We start from the raw sequence: 21,797 nt of genomic DNA, 5'->3' as shown, positions 1-21,797 counted from the left end.
AGGTGGTTGAGGTATGAACGACAAAAAGTGGGACCTCGTCGCACTTGCTTCCATTCCGGTAATCATGACGCTGGGCAATTCCATGCTGATTCCCATCCTTCCGCAAATTGAACGTGAATTGAAAGTTTCCTCATTCAAAGTCAGCATGCTAATTACGGTTTATGCGGTTGTCGCAATCCTGCTCATTCCACTTGCAGGGTATCTGTCGGATCGATTTGGCAGGAAAGCCGTCATTATTCCCAGCCTCATCATTGCAGCAGCTGGAGGCGCGGTTGCGGGAGGGGCAGCCTGGATGATGAATGGAAATGCGTCGTACTGGATCATTCTCGCCGGCAGGCTTTTGCAAGGGATTGGGGCAGCTGGGGCCTTTCCGATTGTCATTCCACTGGTAGGAGACATGTTCGATGATGAAAACGAGGTGAGTAAAAGCCTTGGGATCATTGAGACTTCGAATACTTTCGGTAAAGTATTAAGCCCCATTTTAGGTGCAGCACTGGCGATGTGGCTTTGGTATTTGCCTTTTATGGCCATTCCGGTACTCTGTGTGCTGTCATTGGTCCTCGTTATTTTTCTGGTAAAAACACCTAAAAAAGATGAGGAACCGCCAAGCTTTCCTGAGTTTATTGCCTCCATTCGCAGTGTATTGAAAGAGAAGGGACGCTGGTTGTATGCCATTTTTGCAATCGGCGGTATTTGCATGTTTGTGCTTTTTGGTGTGCTCTTTTATTTATCGGAGACTTTGGAGTCGGAGTTCAAATTAAAAGGCGTACTCAAAGGACTTGTGCTTGCCATTCCGCTGGCAGCCTTGTGTCTGTCATCTTATCTTGCCGGGAAATGGATTGGGAAGAACAAGACAAGAATGAAATGGCTTGGGTTTATCGGACTTGCTGTTTTGACTGTGTCTCTTGGCGTCATTGGACTTTTTGACAACATTTATGTGGTCGTCAGTTTGTTCACCCTTGGAGGTGCAGGCATAGGGGCCACATTGCCGTGTTTGGATGCCCTGGTTACTGAAGGTGTGGATAAAGAACAGCGCGGGACCATTACGGCCTTGTTTAGCAGCATGCGTTTTATTGGCGTGTCTCTTGGTCCACCAGTCGTCTCATTGTTGATCGGATCCCATCACTTTCTTCTATTTGGTATTCTTGCCGCGTCCGGAGCGGTAGGAGGGTTACTTACATTGCTGGCAGTCAAGCCAGATCAGGGGAATAAACCCACCTCAGGTACTAAACAGAAAAAACGTGAACGTAATGATAATGACGATGTGAAGCAGCCTGGCAAATATGTACAGGGACGGAGAAAGAAAAGTCCGCTCTGAATATGAGATATAAAAAACGCGTCTACTCTGGAGTCCCAGTGTAGACGCGTTCCCATGGAAATCGTTATTTTATTTGGATTCGTTATGTTTCCGTTCTGTTGGTTGCTGTTCCGTATTCTGTGCTTCTATATGTGTATGAGAAAGTATCTGATGTACAGGCACACTGAAACTTCCACTTCGTTTTCCCTGAATCAGGTAAATCAGCAGGAAAATAATCATGAAGATGACGGAATAACGGTACATATCGGTATAACTGGTCATGGAAGCAATAGCGCCAAGCAAAAGAGCTCCCGTAGCAATCCCCAGATCCAGTGTGTTCAGAAACATGCCATTCGCCATACCGCGCTGTGAAGGGGAGACAATTTGAATCATCCACGTTTGCAGCGAAGACTGCATCGAGCCATATCCGATTCCATATATAAATGCAGCAACAAACAAAATTGACATGGAAGTGGCGTAGGAAAGAATGATCAGTCCGACAGCGATGAATATTGCCCCGGGAATCAGTAAGGCTTTGGGACCTTTACTGTCATAGATACGTCCTGCGAAGGGTCTAACCAACAATACAGCAAGAGCATTAAATAAAAAGAACAACGCTGGGTTAGCCAGATTGGCTTCCTTGCCATAGAGCACGATAAAACCGACCAATCCACCATAAGTGATGGACAGCAAACAATTCAGAATACTTGGCAGGATCAGCTTGCGATTAAAAGGGGTCTTTGCCTTAACGCCAGACACCGCAGCTGTTCCAGCAGGTGATGTCTGCATCACGCCAGCTTTGTTGCTGACAGCTTTTTTGCGTGTCAGTGAATAGCTGAGCGGATAGATGACCGCTATAACCCCTGCGGTACATAACATAAGGGTTACGAACCCGGCTCCTTGTAATACCGTGACCCCAATAATGGGTCCCATGGACATGGCTAGGCTTGTGGACAGGCCGAAATAACCCATACCTTCACCCATCCGTTTTACGGGCACAATATCCGACGCCATCGTCGGGAAGGCCGTGCTGCTCATGCCGAACCCGATCCCGAACACCATGCGCAGCAATAACAGGACAGCAATGCCTGCTGCGAAGTAATATCCAAGTGTAGCGAGCAAGGCAACGGTCAGGCCGATATAGATCATGGCATTACGAAGACCCTTCTCTAGTGCTTTCGCGGAGTAGAGTCGGGCTGCAATGGCGCTGAGGGCAAAAAGACAGGTGAAGAGGCTGACTTCAAAGGCATTGGCGTGAAAACGGTCCTGCACATAGGAAGGCAGTGGAGATACAATCATGTGAAGCTGCAGAAAGAGTAAAAAGTTGCATAACATAAGCAAAATAAAATCGGTTGTCCATAGTTTGACTTGTGTTGAGTCAGAGTTTTTCATAATTTTGTTCATTCCCCCTGGTGTAAAATTCGTTACAGGTTGCTGTTCATGAGGGAAAGAGTATGTTTAAATGCTTCCATCTGGTCTTCGGGAATACCTTCAGTAAGATTTTTATTCATTTCTCTTTCGAGCGGAACCAGCTGATCAAGCAATGTCTTTCCTTCTTCGGTCAGATAGAGCAAATACGCTCTACGGTCCTGTTCGCTGGTACGGCGATCAACCCAGCCCTTCTTTTCCAATAGGTCGATAATTCGTGCAGTGGTGGGCTGGTCTTTATAGACGCGAGTGGCAACTTCCTTCTGATTCACCCCTTCACCTTTACCGATATTAAACAGAACAGAAAATTGCTCTGTCGTAATATCATAGGGTTTGAATCGAATAGCGAGCAAAGCCGAAGCTTTGCGGTGTGTCATGCCCAGCATAAATCCAATGGATTGGTCGAGCGAATAGTCCATCCCCATATAAATCCTCTCTTTCTTTCAGCAAATTACTCTCAGTTCATTTACTTGTTATAACAACTATATGCCAAACAACTATTTTTGTCAAAGTAGATTTGAACTTGTTTTATGCATAGCTTGGGAAATACTGATAAAATAGAAATGCCACTGTATGCATAAATGCAGGATACAAGATGGTGAGGTTACGAAGATGAATCCGCTCCAGCTGATTATGGAGCCGACCGAGGAGAATTGTGTATGCTGAAGAACATTCCCGCAATAATACCCCCGGAACTGCTGAAACTGATGTCTGAAATGGGGCATGGAGATGAGATGGTATTGGCCGATGGCAACTTTCCTGCAGCCAGTCATGCCCAGCGACTGATTCGCTGCGATGGGTTGGGTACCGTGGAATTGCTGGAGGCCATTCTAACATTGTATCCATTGGATACCTACGCTGAGCGGCCAGCAGCCGTAATGCAGGTCGTCAAGGGTGACCAGGTAGTACCCATCATCTGGGAAGATTACCGCAGGCTGATTCTTGACCATGAAGGGATCACGGACCCCTTTGATCACGAAGAGCGTTTCGCTTTTTATGAAAGGGCTTCCCGAGCTTATGCAATCATCGCAACCGGTGAACGTGCGCAGTATGCCAATCTAATTTTGAAAAAAGGGGTTATTTTCCCGGATACAGACCCTCCGCAAGCACAAAAGGCTGAATTGTACTAATGCAAGTCACGGCGAGGGAGCGGCAGATGCTTTGCTCGCCTTTTTGCGTTTTCCAAATCGCATCCAGTATATAACAACATAGAAAATAGGCATGCATTCGATCAGCACGGTATATACATCAATGGCATGGGAGCGGATAGCCAATTCATAGGCAGCGGCATCTTTGGCATATTGAAGTACAAAAGAAGCGGCAGTTCCCGCAAGCAAATAGATGACTGTTTTATCCTGCCGGACCCCCGTTAGTTTAGCCAGGCAAATCGAAGCTACGTACAGCAGAAATGAACTGCGGGTAAACATGGTTGTAGACCAGATGGCAATCAGAAAAGGATCAAAATTATCCAGAAAATCCCCATAGCGGGCAAAACGGATCATCTCGAGCAGCGGATAACGAAGACTACTGGCCTCATAGGGTCCAAAACTCATCAAGGTAAACATCCAGAACACGATAATAAATAACGCAAGCGTTGAACCTACGAATACCATGCTTCTCAGAAGCGGGCGTCTGAAAGCAACAGCAGGGGCGAGAAACAGAAACATCATCCATTCGGAAAACCAGGGCATCGTTGAAAACGAGCCTTTGATGATTTCTCTCAAATCATGATGAGTTAACATGGCAAGCAAGATATCCGGATTTCCCCCACCCGTTACCGCAGGCATGATAAAGATAGATGTGAAGATTTGGACCAGAAATATACCCTCTGACAAATAGACGATCGTAATCAAACCTGAGCGTGCCGATAGACTAATACAAAAGAGAGTTATGGTTGCTGTTACCCAGATGGGTGTCTCGGGCAAGTACATGGATTGCAGAAAAACGATGAAATTCTCCACATCAATGGATATCAGATACAGGCACAGCAACAAAATGAGACCGAGGAACAACTTGTGAATGACCTTGCCTACAATTTCTTCCCCAAAATCAATCCATGGTCGATCCGGGTGCACAGCCCCTAGTCTGTAAGTGAAAAACAGAAGAATCAGACTGATGGCGAAGCCACCAAGCGTGGATAACCATCCCTGATATCCGCTCATTTTGAACAATCGCTGCAGCAAAAACGCAATGGGTTCGGAATATAGATAGACAAACATAAAGCGGTAGGCTTGTCCGGCAGATAGTTTGATCATGGCGTACTCCTTTCCTTAGCCAGAGAGGCGGTCTGCCCAGCCGAAGAGCAATCTGATGATATCATTGGGATTAGGCCATCCCGGTACTGAGACTGCGGGGGTATTCCATACCAGAAATATCCCCAGCAGAATGAAATAGGCCCGTTTCATCCCCTTTTTGCTGGACTTGATCATGGGCCACTCCAGTATGTAAAGCACGGCAAACAAAACAACAGCTACCATTCATTTTCCTCCTAAGTGGCCTCATGCTTATCCTCATCTGTTCTGATCAGAAGCTGGACTCCGAACCTACAAACTGAATGTTGATTTTGGCATTAACATGAAACTGCAATTCATTTTTGACATACTCATTCCAAACGGGCCGCAGCTGTTTCCAGATTCGTGGATATGCCCATTCCAGTCGATAACCGAGCATCAGAATATCGGCTTCTTTGCGTTGGCCCGTTCTTATTGCCTGTGTCAGATAGGCACTCACTTTTTCATTAGCCTTCTGCTCAATCGTTCGAACACCCACAATATCCTTGACCTTGAGAACGGGAATCACGGAATTCAGCTCTGCCTTTCCCAGTAAAGTAATGTCAAAAAAAGGCCGTCCGTTTACAAGTCTGACCTTGATCTTGGAATTCATATTGTAAACCGTCATGCTCGCCTTTTCTTTGTTGGTTTCCAAGGAAATGGCTAAGGTATCCAATTTGCGATTGGCCCAGGCTACGCTCCTTGTTTCCTCGGCCGGAATAGTATCGACCATTTTCATCTGTTTAAAAAGAGCAGCCCCTACCTGACTCGTCCATTTTTTGCGAGCATTATTCTCACTTTGCATCACAGTTTCTCTGCTTTGCAGCAAGGGGGCCGCAAAGCCCTGGTTCATTTTATCAGCGGTAAGTATACTGATTACTTGCGTTTTCAGCATATTTTCCTCGGTTGCAAATTCTCTTAGCACATCACTTGGTGTTTCCTCAAAAACGGGAGTTAGATCAGCTATATCTTTGGCTCTGCCCTTGGCAACCATAACGTAACTGCTCAGATGGAATAAAGGCTCACGTGAGATCCATTCCATCGTATCTTGAATTCCCTCTCTGGCGTATGCTTCGCCAAATACCACGACCCGTGTGTGTCCCCAGGAAAGCTTTCGTGTGAGATCGGTTTGAATTTTCTCCAAGGCATCAGCTATAGTGTATGCTGTTGCCGAAACGAGCGCATATGGATTTTTTCCGGGTCCACCCGTACCTTCCGGAGAAATTCGGTTGGGCAGTGGCATGCTTAGAGAAAGCTCGATTTCACCCGGCTTCCCCCCTTTATCCACATACATGGCGGTTATAAAAGATCGTTCATTAATTTCGACTTTGGACCAGCAACCACTGCACATTAAAACGCACATCAAAACGACAATCCATTTGAGGGGAACGATCCCATGTTTCATCAGGTTTTTTGCCTCTCTTCATCCGTATCTACGTAGGCTGCGGGTCGCTTCTTCATCAGAAACCAGGGCACTCGAACGATGGTATCCTTGATATCACGCAGTACGAGGGGGGCGAAGGGCTGCATGTATGGAACGCCAAAGGAGCGAAGACTGACCATATACCAATAGATCAGATAGATCGAAATTACTATGCCAAACAGGCCCAGAGTGCCACCCATAAAGAGCACCGGAAAACGAAGCAGCCTGAAGGCCAGTCCCAGTTCGAAGTGCGGGATGATGAAAGCGGCGACGCCTGTGATGGAAACGACGATAACCAGTGGTGCTGACACGATTCCAGCCTGAACGGCTGCTTGTCCAATAACAATCCCGCCAATAATGGATACCGTCTGACCCAGCGGCTTCGGAATACGTATTCCTGCTTCGCGCAGACCTTCAAAGGTCACTTCCATAATGAGCGCTTCAATCAGAGCGGGAAAAGGAATATTTTCTCTTGCAGATGCGATGGTAATCAGCAGGTTGGTCGGAATGATCTCCGGGTGAAATGTAGTGACGGCGACATAGAAGGAAGGTAGCAGAAAGGCTATAAAAGCAAACAGCAAACGGATAATTCGGATAAAGGACGCCGAATGAAATCGTTGATAGTAATCTTCCGATGACTGCATCAACGAGAAAAAAGTAACCGGAAGGAGCAGGGAGAAAGGGGTTCCGTCCTGCATGACCCCAATCCGCCCTTCAACGAGTGCTGCCGCAACTGTATCGGGCCTTTCCGTATATTGATATTGTGGAAATGGAGAGAGCGGATGGTCCTCAAGAAATTCGGACAAATAACTCACACCCAAACTGCTATCCATATCAATATTACCGAGACTTTCCAATACGTTTTCCAGAATGTCCGCTGTGCATAACCCTTGAATATATACAACGAATACCTCAGTCTTCGTATATTTTCCGATGGTGAATTTGATCATCTTCAGATCGGGATGTTTGATTTTGTGCCGGAGCAGTGACATATTCACATGAACATCTTCAATGAAGGCTTCCTGAGGGCCGACGATCACGACTTCATTGGTTGATTCGGGCACGGAACGTCTTTGATAATTTTGAAGCGCAAAATGAATCATGCCCGAAATACCTTCGATGTATAAGGCAGCATTACCTGACACAATATCATCCACTATAGCTTCTGCTGATTCCGAATGATGGCTGTTGAGCGTGAAAAATGATCCGGTCATGACACGAGTGATGAAGAGGGGATCCATTTCATTTCGGGAGGCCTCCTCAAGCAGTGGTTTGATGATGGCTTCCCGCATTGTTGGAGTGTCCACAATAGACTGAATATAGATGAGTTCACAGTGAAAGGGTCCAACTTGAAAAGGTTGATAGATCATGTCGGCAACACCCAATAGACGAGCTTTAACCTGTTCATAGATATTGTCTTTCTCCATTTCAGTTCCTCCTCCCTACGCTATATAGCTAAGCCGATGACCTGACTATAGTGTGCGACGCTTCCAATGAAATATACTTTTTAAGTTTGGATTATCGAAATATATTACAAACTTTGATGCAGATCATGAATGGGGAGAGGATTAGATGTGCTTTAAAATAAAAGGGAGGGATGAAATCATGAAAGATTTTATATATCAAAGGAGCTGAAAAGATGGCTTATCGGATCAGACGGGCTGAGCTTGGCGATATTAATGAAGTGGCGCAGCTGTTCAATGAGTACAGAATGTTTTACGATCAATCTCCAGATCGGAACGGGGCTTGTGAATTTATTAGAGCGCGAATGCAGCAAAAGGAATCCGTTATTTGGATTGCAGAATCCGAAGTGGATACAAATGGTGGAGAGAAGAGCAGCTTCAAGGACAAGCGGTTGTCCAATGGATTAGCCGGATTTGTGCAGTTGTATCCCAGCTTTAGCTCGGTGTCGATGAGGCCAATTTGGGTGCTGAATGATCTGTATGTACATTCGGATCATCGCCAGCGTGGAATTGCGCGAAAACTGCTGCAAGCTGCGAGGCAATACGGGGAAGAGAGTGGGGCTGTTCGAATTGCGCTCTCTACTGCGATAAGCAACAAGAGGGCTCAGGCACTTTATGAGTCGGAGGGCTATACGCTGGACACCGGGTTCATGTATTATGAACTTCATATATAAGAAAGACTTGCAGAACCCCAAGAGTTCAGGATAAGCAGGAGGGATTAGCACAAAATGATGCAATGGATCGCCATGATCACGATGTTGATCGATCATATAGGGGCCGTCTTTTATCCACAGGTGGGGGAGCTGCGAATCATTGGTCGGATTGCTTTCCCCATATATTCTTTTGCCGTCTATATCGGTTATAAACATACTCGCAACGTACAAAAGTACATATGGCGGCTGTTCTGGATTGCAGTAATTTCTCAAGTGCCGTTTATGGCGGCTTTTAATCATTATTCGCTGAATGTGGTCTGGACATTGTGGTCTGCCCTTCTTGTATTGATTGTGCTCGATAAACTTTCGGTCCGTATCCTCAGTATCCCGATTGTCGTCGGTGCGGGCTTGATCATGGAAATGATCCATATGGATTACGGTATGTATGGCTTAGTGCTTGTATTGCTATTCCGTTACTTCCAGGGTCCAGTTCTGGTAATGGCTCATCTGCTCCTAAATGTGTTGTATATTTTTCTGCACAGCAGCTCTATACAGATGTACAGCGTGATTGCTACTGCAGGAATCGCAATTGCACATTATTATAACGCAGGGTTTCGTCTGAAAGGACCACGCTGGATTTGGCGATATTTTTATCCTGCTCATCTGGCTGTCATTGCGTTGATCCGCTGGATTTAAGAAGTCATCATGAAGAAAGAAGCCACCTTATCCGTCATCAATGACGTTGAGGTGGCTTCTTTGTATTCATCAATAGATGCAATATGCATTCACTTTATTGGTGTTACTCTATCGCTGGAGGATTGCCGGAATGCGTTCGGACGGCTTTGGGAAAATAACCAATCTCGGTGGCATGCTCCAGCATTTTTGAGATGAACCGATCATCCGTTTTGGCGCAAAAGATGCCGGCTGGTTCCACATAGGCAGTTGTTACAGGAGAGGCATAGACGTATGCAGAATCCTTGGCACCGTCTCCTTCAAGCTGGGCGATCGCCAGTTGAAGCGCCTCCGGGTCCTTACTGACGCTGCTATCGAACAGCCAGTTGGTGTACTCCGCAAAAGGCATGGTCTCTACTTCATAACCGGCCCGGTTCACAGAGTGGATCAGGTCGTCATAGCTTATAGGCTCAGGATTACAGATATGGAATACACGTCCTGCTGTGTCCTGACGTAATGCCAAATGAACAATGGCCTCACTCGCATAATCAATAGGAGTAAAATCAACCATCCAGTCGGCTGCCGGAGCTTTGCCCAGCAATAACATGGCTTTAATCATACGATAGAAGGCGTTGCTGTCGATATTGGACTGGAAGCGCCCCGTTTCGGAATGACAGGTCAGATTACCTGCACGATAGATGCTCACTGGCACACCCTCTTCGGCAGCAATCATGAGCACTTTCTCAGCTTCTAGTTTGCTGTCCGAGTACAGGTTGTCCACGTGCAGATCCGCTGGGAAGCGTTCATACTGCAATGAGGACTCCCATTGTCCACTGAGGGCAAGATCTTCCGGTATCCCCATCGTGGATACATGGTGGAAAGAGGCACCCGGTTTGCTGCGAACGAGTTTAAGTAATGCAATAGTTCCATCTACATTGGTTTTGGCGAATTGTGCTGCATCCCCGAAATGTCGTACATCTGCGGCACAGTGAATCACACGGTCAATTCGTTCTTGTACGTAAGTCGTCTGCTCCGCTGAAAGACCAAGATTTGGCTGCTCCAGATCGCCTTCGACAATCTCGACGCGGGATGCGAGAAGAGGCAGCAGTTCCGCTCCAAAGTAACCTTCCATTACGCTGCTCAGTCGTTCCATCGCAGAGCTTCCATCTGCAGGGCGGCGAACAAGAGTGTAGATGCGTGTATTCGAGGTTAGAATCAGCTGTTGCAGCACATGGGAGCCAAGATATCCGGTAGCCCCGGTCAGGAGCACATGCTCGGGATTCAGAATATCCGGATATCCAATCTGTGATGAAAGCTCTACAGGATGTTCTGACAATTGAGTGATCACGCCGTCATTTACTGATGAGTGACTCGTTTCCTCTGTAGCGTGAGCCAGCTTCTCGACCCGTTGTGCCAGGGCACGAATTGTTTTCTCGGCAAAAAAGTCGGCAATTTTCAGCTGCGGATAATGCGGCTTCAGAATGACCAGTACATGGATGACCCGAAGAGAATCGCCGCCAATCGCGAAGAAACTGTCTTCTACACCAAAGTCATCATGCTGAAGAATCTCTTTCCAGGCTTCCAGGATAATCGCTTCGGTTTCTGTCTCCGGCATTACCCGGTCAGGACGATCTTCATGACGCTCTACATGAGGGAGAGACACCATCGCTTTGCGATTGATTTTTCCTGTCGGTGCAATCGGCATTTCATCAAGCTGACATATCCATTTGGGTACAAAATAGGATGGGAGCTTGACGGTAAGCTCGGCTTTGATATCCGCGACGGAAAGTGTACTGCCATCTTTCGATGTAAAGTACCCTACAAGCATGTTTTGACCATCCGATTCCTTCTTGGGAATTACGGCGACATCCTGAACCTGATCCAGACGGGCAAAATGATCTTCGATCTCCCCGATCTCAATCCGATGACCGCGAATCTTTAACTGTGAGTCGCTGCGCCCGACGTATTCCAGCAATCCGTTATCCAGCATTTTGGCTATATCGCCAGACTTATAGATTTTCTCATTGATGGCAAACGGATTATCGATGAACGCCTGTGCTGTGCGCTCCGGCTGGTTCAGATAACCTTTGGCCAGTGCTGGTGTTGCGATATATACCTCTCCCGGCACACCTACCGGGCAGAGCTGCTGTTCTTCATTGACGATATACACTTTATAGTTATGAATCGGTCTGCCAATTGGAATGTTAACGACACTATCCGGAACTTGCTCGCTAATTCGGTGAGTCGTTGTTGCTACCGTACATTCCGTAGGTCCATATACATTGACGATATCAATCTGGTTGCCGAATTTGCGCTGGAAGGCACGAACCTGCTCTCCATACAGAGCTTCTCCAGCCACGGTAATGATTTTGACTTTGGCCAGCTTGTGGAAACCTTCGTCCGACAGGAAGGAAGCAAGCTGGTTGAAAAAGATGGTAGGCAGTATCGTAATAATCGTTGTGCCTGTTCGTTCAATTGCACTCGCAAATTCTTCAACGGATACACGTTCTTCCGCAGACAGCAGGTACAGCTCTGCTCCGTAGAACAAGGCGCCAATCGTATCCCAAACTGATGCATCGAAGCTGTATGTAGCAAACTGGGTTAATACGTCACCTGGTTTAATATCGCAATCTCGCTGTACGACACTGCCAAGATTGGCAACACCCCGATGGGCAATAAGTGCACCTTTGGGCTTGCCGGTAGAGCCCGAGGTATAGATGATATACGCCAGGTCATCTGGTTGAATATCCAGATTGGGGTTACTTGCTGCAAAGCCGGCAAGTTTTCCGTCCACGGCCAGGATTTGGCGAACAGTAGTGATCCCTGAAAATAACCGTGAAGCTTCTGGTAAAGAAGACTCTTTGGTCAAAACAAATGATGAAGCTGTATCTTCGACAATATAGCTGTTGCGTTCTTGTGGATGCTCGGGATCGACAGGAACATAGACTCCGCCAGCCTTAAGGATACCGAGCAAAGAAATAATAGTTTCCAAACTCCGTTCCATAAAGATGCTGACAAATTCACCTTTTTGCAATCCGTTGGATAACAGCACACGGGCAACCTGATTGGCACGTTCGTTCAGTTCTCTATACGTGTAACGACCGGTTGGGGAAGTTATTGCCGGTGATTCAGGATATTCGGCTGCTGTAGCTTCAAACCAGCCATGAATCGTCTGATGCTCAGGTTCGAGAACGGTGGTATCATTCATCTCTCTATATAACAACCGGTCTGAAGCAGATAAAATGTCCACTGTACCGATGGCTTTATTTTGATCTCGCAGCATGGCGAGAAGAAGAGTACGATAATACTCTGTATATCGGGTGACCGTGGATTCATTCAGAAGTGAGCTGTCGTAGAACAGATCCAGAGTGAGCATATCCTGATCATCACGAATATTCCAGGTTAACACTTGCGGAGCTTGAGGCAGCTGTACACGGTTATACATGAACAGGGTCTCAGGATTTTCTTTGGGCTGAAGCGAATTATGGAGCTGGAGGTGCTCAGAAATCTGACGCATCAGCTCACGGAAGGTTAACTTGCCCAGAATCTGCACCAACACATGGGAAGCAGCCTGATCTGGAGCCAGTGTTCCGATGGCGATTTCCTGTTCACCTGACAAACGGAACAATAATGCTGCATACGCAGACAGTAAAGCTGGATACATGCCTTCTGAGCCGTGCTTCTCTTTAAGTTCCCGACTCAGTGATGATTCTAGTGGAATATGAGCGGACTCATAAGAGAAGCTTTGTTGACGACGCCCATAATCCAGTGGAATCTGAAGAACCGGCAGGCCAGATTCCACTATTTGGGGAGATGATGATTGATTATTGACCACTTCAGTTGTTCCTCCTTGGTTCATACCGTTCATATGGTGGATTGAATTAGATTTTGCTTACATTAAAATGGGAAATCAGTTCTTGCAGCTCCTCAGACATGGTATTCAAACGAGTAGAGGAATCAACAAGGGTAATCAAGGATGCTTTTTGCTCATCAACGGATGAAGAGATCCGTTCACTATTGTCAGCTGTCTTGCTCACACTGGCAGACAAATCATCCGCAGTAGCGGTCATTTCTTCGGTACCGGCAGAGATTTCTTCTGTAGCGCTGGATACTTCCTGAATCTGATTGGACACTTTCTTCGCTGCTTCCAGAATTTCTTCGAACAATTGCCCGGTCTGATCGGCTACACTGAGTCCGGTATCCACTTCAGAGGTACCTTGTTCCATTGCACGAACGGCCTGTCTGATTTCAGCCTGAATCTCCTGGATCAGTACAGCAACCTGGCTCGTGGATTGTTCGGACTGCTCTGCAAGCTTACGCACTTCACCAGCTACGACTGCGAATCCTCGGCCTTCCTCACCAACACGTGCTGCTTCTATGGACGCGTTCAATGCAAGCAGGTTTGTCTGGCTGGAGATGCCCGAGATGATATTCAGAATATCGCCAATTTCTTGAGAACGGCTTTCCAGAACCTGAATGGCAGAAGCGGTGTTTTTAACAGATTCCGTAATCAGATTCATCTGTTCGGATACCTGACGGACCACACTGTTCCCTTGTTGTGAACGGCGTTCCATTTCATAGGCTTCGTCCGCAACGCTCGCTGAGCTGCTGGCAATAGTCTGAATGACAACTGCCATCTCGGACATCGCGCGGGCACTATCCCGGGTAGCCTGTTCCTGTGCTCGAATGTTGGACGTGATCTGTGTAACGTTGTTGTTGATGGAATCCGCATTCTCGCTGTTTCTCTCAGAGACTTCGTATAATTCCTTGGCAGACGCGTTGACTTCTTGTGAAGTGATTTGCACTTTGACGATGGTATCATTGATTTTGCGAACCATGGCATTGAACTTTTCATTTACAATTCCAAGATCGTCTTTTCCAGTAGGAATTTTGACATTCAAATTACCCCGACTTACGTCATCAATCCCTTTGATCAGGTGACGAATAGGGGAAAGTGTGTTTTTGACAACAAGATATTGGATAATCAGGAACAACAGCAGGAATGCTACCAGGATAATAATTCCGTTCTTGAGCAATTTGTTCAGTCCGGCTGGTACCGCTGATGCGTCTGCATCGATGGCGAAGTAGGAGTAAATCTTGCCGTTGCTATCCTTGATAGGATACGCAATGGTTGTCCAGGTTCCGAAATCATCGGAATAAAATGTAGTGAATGTTGGGCGATCGGTATTCAACATTTCTTTCAGCGCGTTCGCCACAACGACAGGCTGCTCATACATATCACCGATTTTTATATTCTCGCTTTGAAAAGCCTCCTTCAGATTGGTCGGCATGGCGACAAGGGAGGTTAACCGCTTGTTATCTCCGCCAAGTTCGACACCAAAGATGTAGGCTTGTGCAATGTTGGGATAATATTGTTGCATTTCATCAAAATAAGCACGTAATTTCGTTTGTACTTTTCCATCGTAATTTCCTTCTGCAATAGCTGCTTGTACCTCGGTAGAGTCGATACCCTCTGCCCATTTTTTGGTGATTTGTTCTACTTGTCCATGCAGTTGATCTACAAGAATTGTTTTTTGAAAATAGTAGCTGCTGGCAATAAGAGCTACACCGATGATGATGATGTTCGTAAATGAGAGTAACAGATTTTTTGAGAAAAATGACATGCTTTTCCAACTTAATGATTTCACTAAAGTCCACTCCTGATCTTCTTTTGAATTAGAGAATGTATTGGTGCTTTCGTGTAACAATTTAGTTCATGTTGCGATCCCTCCAGAGGCGTAATCTGCGACCATGGTCTTGGGTTAGTAGTCGCTATGTAGAGATATTTTTACCTAGATACCCATAGGTGTCTAATTATTAAAACACATCTATACTTAATATGTCGTATGAATTGTCGTTAAATTGAATAGTTTCGTTAAAACTTTTTTAATATTTTACGTATTTATGGACATATGAAGTAATATATAGGTATTAAGAACTGTTTATTTAGAATAATTCCCATTTTTTAGTTTCTTTCTGTATTCTATAACATGGTGGGTTAAATTTCATCCTCAAACATTAAAAAAACGAAATGAATATGGGTCATACATAAACAAAATCTTTGAGCGATGGAAAGCAAAGAATCCAGCCCATTTTTCCAATGGGCCAAGGGAGGCATGGATATACATCGGCAGTGGTTTTATCTATAATAATTACAGTATGTATTTCTTAAATCATGAGCAGGCGGGGGTTTATAGATGAATCTTAAACAGATAGCAGCTGAGCGGGCGGCAGAATACGTTGAAGATGGAATGAAGGTTGGATTGGGAACAGGGTCAACGGCGTATTATGCCATATGCCGAATTGGCGAGCGGGTGCGTGAAGGGTTGAACATTCAGGCCGTAGCCACTTCGGAAGCGTCGGACAAGCTCGCTAGAGAATGGGGGATTCCTATTGTTCCATTCGACCAGATTGGGCGTCTGGATCTGACCATTGACGGTGCAGATGAAGTTGATCCAGAGTTCAACCTGATTAAGGGCGGCGGTGGGGCCCTTTTGCGGGAGAAAATTGTAGCTGCAAACAGCGACAAACTGATTATTGTAGCCGATGGCAGCAAGGCAGTACAAAAACTGGGCCAATTCCCGCTTCCGGTTGAAGTAGTTCCATTTGCATCAGAGTGGACCTTCCAAGCGCTGGAGAAGCTTGGATGTCATCCCGAATGGCGTATGGATGGGGATCAACGTTATCTTACGGATAATGGAAACCTCATTGCGGATTGCCGCATGGAAGTCATAGAACATGCTGCGGAGCTTAACGTTCGGTTAAATATGCTCCCAGGTGTTGTCGATAATGGACTGTTTATCCACATGGCGGACACCGTCATTCTTGCGAAGGACGATGGCAGCATTGATGAGCGTCATCGTTCATGAACGGAAAGGGAGGTCGCTGCATAGATGAGGGAAAACCCGTTAGTGGATGATGAAATTGTTCTTCGATGTGTGGAGAAAGAGGATCTGACTGAACTCTATGAATTGATCTATAGTGAAGACGTACCGGAATGGAAACAATGGGATGCACCCTATTATGCCCTTGAACATGAGAGCTACGAAGACTTCGAACGGGGCATGTTAAACAGACTTGAAGCGACTCAGAGCAACTCTGATCCAGACTCCATTCGTATTATTGAGATGAATGGCGGAATCGTCGGTACAATCAGCTATTATTGGGAACATCGTCCATCCATGTGGCTGGAAATGGGAATAGTCTTATATCGATCAGCCCAATGGGGCCGCGGAATCGGCACACGAGTACTCCAGATGTGGTCCGGTCATTTATTCGAGCAGCTGCCGCTGGCCCGGGTTGGTTTGACAACATGGTCAGGGAATGAACGAATGATGCGTTCAGCTTCAAAGGCAGGATTACAGGTAGAAGGACGCATGCGGAGATGCCGTATCGTGAATGGCAAGCATTATGATTCGATTCGTATGGGAATGCTGCGCGAAGAATGGGAGCAGATGCGATCTTCAGACGCAGGTCGAAATGTAAACAACTGATGGAGGATTATCGAAATGCCGAACAAGGAGGACAATCGGGAACTGTCTTTACAATTATTTGTGGTTCTCGCCCGCGCATACAATTCCGTAACATCCAGGTCCAACCGGGATATCCAGAGTCATGGACTCAATACGACTGAATTTGGCGTACTTGATTTGTTATACCATAAAGGACCGCAGGCTCTGCAAAAGATCGGTGAAAAAGTATTAATGTCCAGCGGTAATATCACGTATGTTGTGGACAAGTTGCAGAATAAAAACCTGCTCTTTCGCCGGGCATCCAAGGAAGATCGGCGCGTTATATACGCTGAATTGACGGAGGAAGGAAGACATTTGTTTACACAAATCTTTCCTCAGCACCATCAGGTGATTATTGATGCGGTCGATGGGCTGGAACCATCCGAAAAAGCAGATGCGATTCGTTTATTAAAGAAGCTTGGACTCGCTGCTGAGGGGAAAACTGACTTGCGCAAATAGCGCGGGTCGGTTTTTTATTTGTCGAAAAAAAAGAGAGGGGACCTTGCTAAATCACTTGCAGGACCCTGCAGAATATAGGAAAATTGTTGTAAATCATCACTGGACTGCTTTTAGGCTCATTCATAGTTTCATGTATAATAAATATATAAAGTGGTATCCGAACGATATCCCGAACAGCAGCTGGCCGACCTCAATCATTGTTATGACGGTACAAGGGATGTACAGATTGAGAGAGACGGTGGCAGGAGGAGGGATGATAGATGACTCATCAAGAAGCCGGAGAACACTTATTGAAGCAGGCAGAGGTTTTGGCTGATAAAATAACGGAAAAGCAGTATGCTTTGCAGCCGGATCTCATGCAACGCTTTGGAGAAAATGGACGAATGCGTACCAAGCAGGATTCTTTATATAGTTTGAATTATCTGGCGGAGAGTGTGCTTGTAAAGAGCCCGAATCTGTTTACCCACTATATTTCCTGGCTAAAAGTCCTTTTGGCGGGTTATAACGTGTCAACCGAGGATCTGGCAATCAATCTGAATCTGATCAAACAGACCGTGGAAGAAGAATTCGACAATCCATCCAAGGCGCTTGTGCTTGATTACTTGGACACAGGCATCCTCAGAATGGAACAAGCCGAGACATTACCCGGTTATATTAACGACGCCATGCCCTATGGAGTGGCAGCGAAATCATATCTACGTGCATTGCTGGACAGTGACCGGAAAGAGGCTGCACGTATAATCGATGCACAATTGAAAGACGGGGCTGCCATTCGTGATATGTATCGATACATTTTTCAGCCTGTTCAGTATGAAATAGGCCGATTGTGGCAGCACAACCGTATCAGTGTGGGACAGGAGCATTTTTGTACTGCTGCAACCCAGGCGATTATATCTCGGTTGTATCCTCGCTGGTTGACTGATGCCGGTCAGGAGAAAAAGATGGTTGCAGCGTGTGTAGGCAGCGAGCAGCATGAAATTGGGCTGCGCATGCTCACAGATGTGTTCGAGATGGAAGGGTGGGACACCTACTATCTGGGGGCCAATGTTCCCAATGGGAGCATAGTTGAAGCGATTGAGCGCCATCGAGGTGATGTGGTTGCGATTTCAGTCACCATGACGTATCATCTTCATCTTGCAAAAGAACTTATCCAATTCATTCGTAATCATCCTGCAACGGCACACGTAAAAATTATGGTAGGGGGTTACCCCTTTAATATTGATCCCGATTTATGGAGAACGATTGGGGCTGACGGGTATGCTCCCGGAGCGGATGAGGCTGTTGAAGTTGCAGAGTATCTGTTGACACAGCCATCATTCGTACACGATATGGGCAGGATTCGCGATTAGGAGAGATGATGTAATGTCTAATGAACACAGCGAGATAGAATCATTGCGTAGAACGATTGAACAGTTATCCGATCAGATCATCCGCAGCAAGGAGCAGGAAGAGCGAATTCTGGGTCAGTTCTCAGAGATGAATAATGAGTTGGTTACTCTGCAGCGCTTGCTTTCCAAAAATAATGCCAGTCTTGAAGCAGCAAGAAGTGAAGCGGTGGCAGCGAATGAATCCAAAAGTTCGTTCATTGCAGTCATCAGTCACGATTTTCGGACTCCGCTGAACGGTATTCTGGGCATGGCGGAGCTGCTGCAGATGTCTCCTCTGACGGATGAACAGCAAAAATCTGTCTCTGTTATTCAGGAGGCTGCCAGAATGCTTCTTAAACTGATCCAGGACCTACTGGACCTCTCCAAACTGGAGGCTGGACAGATGCGACTTGAGATCGCTGAAGTGAACCTGGAATCCATATTCAAAACCATTCTTCGTTTGCTAGAACCGAAAGTGAGAAAGAACGGAAATCAGTTGTCGCTCGATTATGATCCTCGCATCTGTACTGTACTTGAAGGTGATTCCACCCGCATTACTCAGGTGCTGATGAATCTGATTCAGAATGCGAACAAGTTTACGACTGAGGGAGCTGTACGAATCCGGGCAGCCTTGGTCAAAGAGTGCGAGGCCTACCAACATATAAGATTCGAGGTTGAAGATACAGGCATTGGTATTGCTGAAGAGGATCAGAAAACGTTATTCCAACCCTATACGCAGACGGAGCGAGGGCGCTCCAAGGAGTATGAGGGAACTGGCCTTGGATTGTCGATTTGCCGTTCGTTGGTTACCTTAATGAATGGGCAAATCGGTGTCCTAAGTCAGGAAGAGCAGGGATCTACGTTCTGGTTCGAGATTCCGCTTGGCAAGACGGAGCATAGTAAAGCATCTTCAGAAGATGATGAGAACCACTCACAGGAGAGCCAGGATCGGACTGAAATCCCTGTTCCTGTATCCATCCTGCTGGCAGACGATAATGTCATTAATCGGCAAGTTGTGCTGATGCAGCTCAAAAAGCTCGGTATTACCCAAGTGGATTCTATCTCAAACGGGGAAGAAGCGGTTGCTGCCTTTCTGAGCAAAAAATATAGCCTGATTCTGATGGATAATATGATGCCGGTGATGGATGGGCTGGAGGCGACACGCAAAATCAGAGCCATGGAACAGGATGAAATGCGTCATCCCGTTCCGGTAATCGCCATGACGGGAAATGTGATGGATGGAGAGAAGGACAAATGTATTGCAGCCGGGATGAATGATTTTATTGGCAAACCCTTCACGCTGGAAACGTTGAACAACATGATTCAGAAGTGGCAGCATTCGTCCGAGTCCAAAGAGGTGCTGAATATGGCTATCGTGAGTGAGATTGTGGAGTTAAGCAGTGAGGGGGACTCAACCCTGCTTGGCATGTTGCTGAATATGTACCGCGACGAAACACCGGGCAAAATCGAAGTGCTGCGGCGACATATCGTGTCCGGCAATCACGTAGCTGCAGCGGAGTCTGCTCATGATCTGAAATCTGGCAGCCTAAGCCTTGGCATTGAATATCTATCCACGTTGTTTGCCAAAATCGAGCAACTCGCCAAGGAAGGACAGTCCATGAAAGCAGAGCCATTACTGGATGCGTTGTTACCTGCGTATAAGGAAGCCTGTTCTGCATTGGAGGAAGTTAATAACAACAAATAAAATGATAGGGTCCATTCAGGAGAACGGGCGTGGATCAGAATTATTTAATATAAGGGATCAGACATATATGGGTGTGCAGTCTTACGTAGCGATTAGGATTGCAGCCCTTTTGCGCTTTATGGGATATATACATATATGTTTCACGTGGAGGCTTGACTGAAAGAGAGGGGATATTCATGTTCGTATATGGCTTTGCGATTCTGATGCTAATTGTTCTTGCTATACTAGGGTTAGGTGGGCTTTACTTCTTCAAAACGGCCATTCGGCGTGCTCCCAAATCATTTCTCGTTGATAATCCTAATCTTATGCCCGAACCAGATAACGAGATTATTAGTAGTGTTTCTGATCTGGCGTGGCTTAACGAGCAGCACACGGTCGAGGTTCGCATTGAATCGCATGATGGCTTAAAGTTACACGGAACCTGGCTTCCGTCAAAGGGCGGATCACAACGTCGCACGGTTATTCTCGCGCATGGTTATTCCGGAAAAGGTCGGGAAATGGCGGGCTTTGCCCGCTTTTATGCAGAAAAACAGGGCTTTAACGTGCTGATGCCAGATGATCGCGGTCACGGCCAAAGTGAAGGCGACATCATCGGATTTGGCTGGCTGGACCGTAAAGATTATGTTCAATGGATTCAGTGGGTTCTCGGCGAGGCCGGGAGCGAGACGGAGATCATTCTGCACGGAATTTCAATGGGAGGAGCAACCGTACTGATGACAGGTGGTGAAGCTCTACCGCATCAGGTGAGGGCCATTGTGTCTGATTGTGCTTATACCTCGGTGAAGGAGGAGTTGACTTTCCAGCTCAAACAGCTATACAAACTGCCGGCATTTCCGTTTATTCCTGTTACCAGTCTCATCTCCAGATGGAAGGCGGGCTATTTCTTCGGAGAGGCTTCGGCACTGCAACAGCTTGCCAACGTTCAAGTGCCGGTTCTTTTTATTCATGGTGAGGCAGATACGTTCGTACCGACACAAATGGTATACAGGCTATATGAAGCTTGTCCGACGGAAAAGGAACTGCTGACCATTCCCCGTGCAGGTCATGGAACAGCGTTTCAAGTGGATCGTACCCGATATGAGGACGTATTGCAGTCTTTTTTGAAAAAGAACCTGTCGCATTCTGATTCTGTAAATACCTGATTCCTGTGATGCATTGTGGGTATTAAGTAGAAGGTGTGATTGGAAGGAGGAAGGGCATGCCACGTACAAGCAGAGTATGTTCATACTGTCATAAAGGAATGGCAGAGGATGAGTTCAAATGCAAATCCTGTGGCAATCTGGTTGCAACCAAAACTGCACTCCCGGAACAGCCAAACATGACAGAATATGAAGAACCTGTATTGGATCGATATTCAGTTGTGTTACTTGTTCTCATTACCTTGTTTCTTCCTCCAGTAGCCATGACTATTGGCGGAGTGAAGTTATTTGATGACAGTGCGTATAAGCGGGATACAGGGAAAATACTTGTGACCGGGGCATTTGTGATCATGGTCATTCTTACGATTATCCTTTTCGCAGGTTCGGGGACATTGACGATTCAATTCTAA

The 21,797-nt window shown here is 46.4% G+C and carries 19 protein-coding genes; 11 read left to right on the top strand and 8 right to left on the bottom strand.

Annotated elements, in window-relative coordinates:
• The first annotated feature begins 13 nt into the window (after nucleotides 1–13).
• Entirely contained in the window at nucleotides 14–1,318 is a 1,305-nt protein-coding gene (gene bcbE, locus PPA03S_RS08910; protein WP_062321936.1) for a bacillibactin exporter BcbE, read from the top strand.
• 69 nt (nucleotides 1,319–1,387) lie between these two features.
• Here the strand turns inward: bcbE and PPA03S_RS08905 are convergent, their stop codons facing one another.
• Nucleotides 1,388–2,689 carry an MFS transporter gene (locus tag PPA03S_RS08905; RefSeq protein ID WP_062321934.1) on the bottom strand — a complete coding sequence of 434 codons (1,302 nt, stop codon included), beginning with the start codon at nucleotides 2,687–2,689 and terminating at the stop codon, nucleotides 1,388–1,390.
• 32 nt (nucleotides 2,690–2,721) lie between these two features.
• Nucleotides 2,722–3,144, bottom strand: coding sequence for a MarR family winged helix-turn-helix transcriptional regulator (locus PPA03S_RS08900; protein WP_062322280.1), 423 nt, complete (start codon nucleotides 3,142–3,144; stop codon nucleotides 2,722–2,724).
• Nucleotides 3,145–3,384: 240 nt separating this feature from the next.
• Between PPA03S_RS08900 and PPA03S_RS08895 the strand changes: the two genes are divergently transcribed.
• Entirely contained in the window at nucleotides 3,385–3,855 is a 471-nt protein-coding gene (locus PPA03S_RS08895) for an RbsD/FucU family protein (RefSeq protein ID WP_062321933.1), read from the top strand.
• A 6-nt stretch (nucleotides 3,856–3,861) separates the two neighbouring features.
• Here the strand turns inward: PPA03S_RS08895 and PPA03S_RS08890 are convergent, their stop codons facing one another.
• The 4 genes from PPA03S_RS08890 to PPA03S_RS08875 are packed head-to-tail and all read right to left on the bottom strand — an operon-like array spanning nucleotide 3,862 to nucleotide 7,845.
• Nucleotides 3,862–4,980 (bottom strand): GerAB/ArcD/ProY family transporter, encoded by a 1,119-nt coding sequence (locus tag PPA03S_RS08890; protein ID WP_062321931.1) that lies wholly within the window; start codon nucleotides 4,978–4,980, stop codon nucleotides 3,862–3,864.
• A gap of 15 nt (nucleotides 4,981–4,995) precedes the next feature.
• On the bottom strand, nucleotides 4,996–5,202 hold the full coding sequence (locus tag PPA03S_RS08885; RefSeq protein ID WP_062321929.1) for a hypothetical protein: 207 nt from the start codon (nucleotides 5,200–5,202) through the stop codon (nucleotides 4,996–4,998).
• 46 nt (nucleotides 5,203–5,248) lie between these two features.
• A complete protein-coding gene (locus PPA03S_RS08880; RefSeq protein WP_062321927.1) occupies nucleotides 5,249–6,400 on the bottom strand; it encodes a Ger(x)C family spore germination protein in 1,152 nt (383 codons plus the stop codon).
• Nucleotides 6,400–7,845, bottom strand: a complete 1,446-nt coding sequence (locus PPA03S_RS08875; protein ID WP_062321925.1) for a spore germination protein — start codon at nucleotides 7,843–7,845, stop codon at nucleotides 6,400–6,402. Before PPA03S_RS08875 ends, PPA03S_RS08880 begins: the two co-directional genes overlap by 1 nt.
• A gap of 212 nt (nucleotides 7,846–8,057) precedes the next feature.
• On the opposite strand from PPA03S_RS08875, the gene PPA03S_RS08870 reads away from it, so the two are divergent.
• The gene (locus tag PPA03S_RS08870; RefSeq protein ID WP_062321923.1) at nucleotides 8,058–8,555 is read left to right on the top strand and encodes a GNAT family N-acetyltransferase; all 498 of its coding nucleotides are present in this window, start codon (nucleotides 8,058–8,060) and stop codon (nucleotides 8,553–8,555) included.
• Between the two features lie 54 nt (nucleotides 8,556–8,609).
• Entirely contained in the window at nucleotides 8,610–9,230 is a 621-nt protein-coding gene (locus PPA03S_RS08865) for a TraX family protein (protein WP_245683555.1), read from the top strand.
• Nucleotides 9,231–9,333: 103 nt separating this feature from the next.
• Here PPA03S_RS08865 and PPA03S_RS08860 read toward each other — a convergent pair whose 3' ends face one another.
• Nucleotides 9,334–13,041 carry a non-ribosomal peptide synthetase family protein gene (locus PPA03S_RS08860; RefSeq protein WP_062321921.1) on the bottom strand — a complete coding sequence of 1,236 codons (3,708 nt, stop codon included), beginning with the start codon at nucleotides 13,039–13,041 and terminating at the stop codon, nucleotides 9,334–9,336.
• Nucleotides 13,042–13,087: 46 nt separating this feature from the next.
• The gene (locus PPA03S_RS08855) at nucleotides 13,088–14,830 is read right to left on the bottom strand and encodes a methyl-accepting chemotaxis protein (protein WP_062322276.1); all 1,743 of its coding nucleotides are present in this window, start codon (nucleotides 14,828–14,830) and stop codon (nucleotides 13,088–13,090) included.
• 573 nt (nucleotides 14,831–15,403) lie between these two features.
• Here PPA03S_RS08855 and rpiA point away from each other — a divergent pair.
• From rpiA to PPA03S_RS08820, 7 genes are all read left to right on the top strand, one after another.
• Nucleotides 15,404–16,075, top strand: coding sequence for a ribose-5-phosphate isomerase RpiA (gene rpiA, locus PPA03S_RS08850; protein WP_062321920.1), 672 nt, complete (start codon nucleotides 15,404–15,406; stop codon nucleotides 16,073–16,075).
• Nucleotides 16,076–16,099: 24 nt separating this feature from the next.
• Nucleotides 16,100–16,699: a GNAT family N-acetyltransferase gene (locus PPA03S_RS08845; protein WP_062321918.1), complete on the top strand. Its 600-nt coding sequence runs from the start codon at nucleotides 16,100–16,102 to the stop codon at nucleotides 16,697–16,699.
• 15 nt (nucleotides 16,700–16,714) lie between these two features.
• Nucleotides 16,715–17,176 (top strand): MarR family winged helix-turn-helix transcriptional regulator, encoded by a 462-nt coding sequence (locus PPA03S_RS08840; protein WP_062321916.1) that lies wholly within the window; start codon nucleotides 16,715–16,717, stop codon nucleotides 17,174–17,176.
• Nucleotides 17,177–17,436: 260 nt separating this feature from the next.
• Nucleotides 17,437–18,525, top strand: coding sequence for a cobalamin B12-binding domain-containing protein (locus tag PPA03S_RS08835; protein WP_062321914.1), 1,089 nt, complete (start codon nucleotides 17,437–17,439; stop codon nucleotides 18,523–18,525).
• Between the two features lie 13 nt (nucleotides 18,526–18,538).
• The gene (locus PPA03S_RS08830) at nucleotides 18,539–20,248 is read left to right on the top strand and encodes a sensor histidine kinase (protein ID WP_062321912.1); all 1,710 of its coding nucleotides are present in this window, start codon (nucleotides 18,539–18,541) and stop codon (nucleotides 20,246–20,248) included.
• A 176-nt stretch (nucleotides 20,249–20,424) separates the two neighbouring features.
• Nucleotides 20,425–21,390, top strand: a complete 966-nt coding sequence (locus PPA03S_RS08825) for an alpha/beta hydrolase (RefSeq protein ID WP_062321910.1) — start codon at nucleotides 20,425–20,427, stop codon at nucleotides 21,388–21,390.
• A 56-nt stretch (nucleotides 21,391–21,446) separates the two neighbouring features.
• On the top strand, nucleotides 21,447–21,797 hold the full coding sequence (locus PPA03S_RS08820) for a hypothetical protein (protein WP_062321909.1): 351 nt from the start codon (nucleotides 21,447–21,449) through the stop codon (nucleotides 21,795–21,797).

This window comes from Paenibacillus pabuli NBRC 13638 (genome assembly GCF_001514495.1).
In the GTDB taxonomy this organism is placed as follows: Bacteria; Bacillota; Bacilli; order Paenibacillales; family Paenibacillaceae; genus Paenibacillus; species Paenibacillus pabuli.
This window is presented reverse-complemented; position numbering and strand designations above follow the sequence as displayed.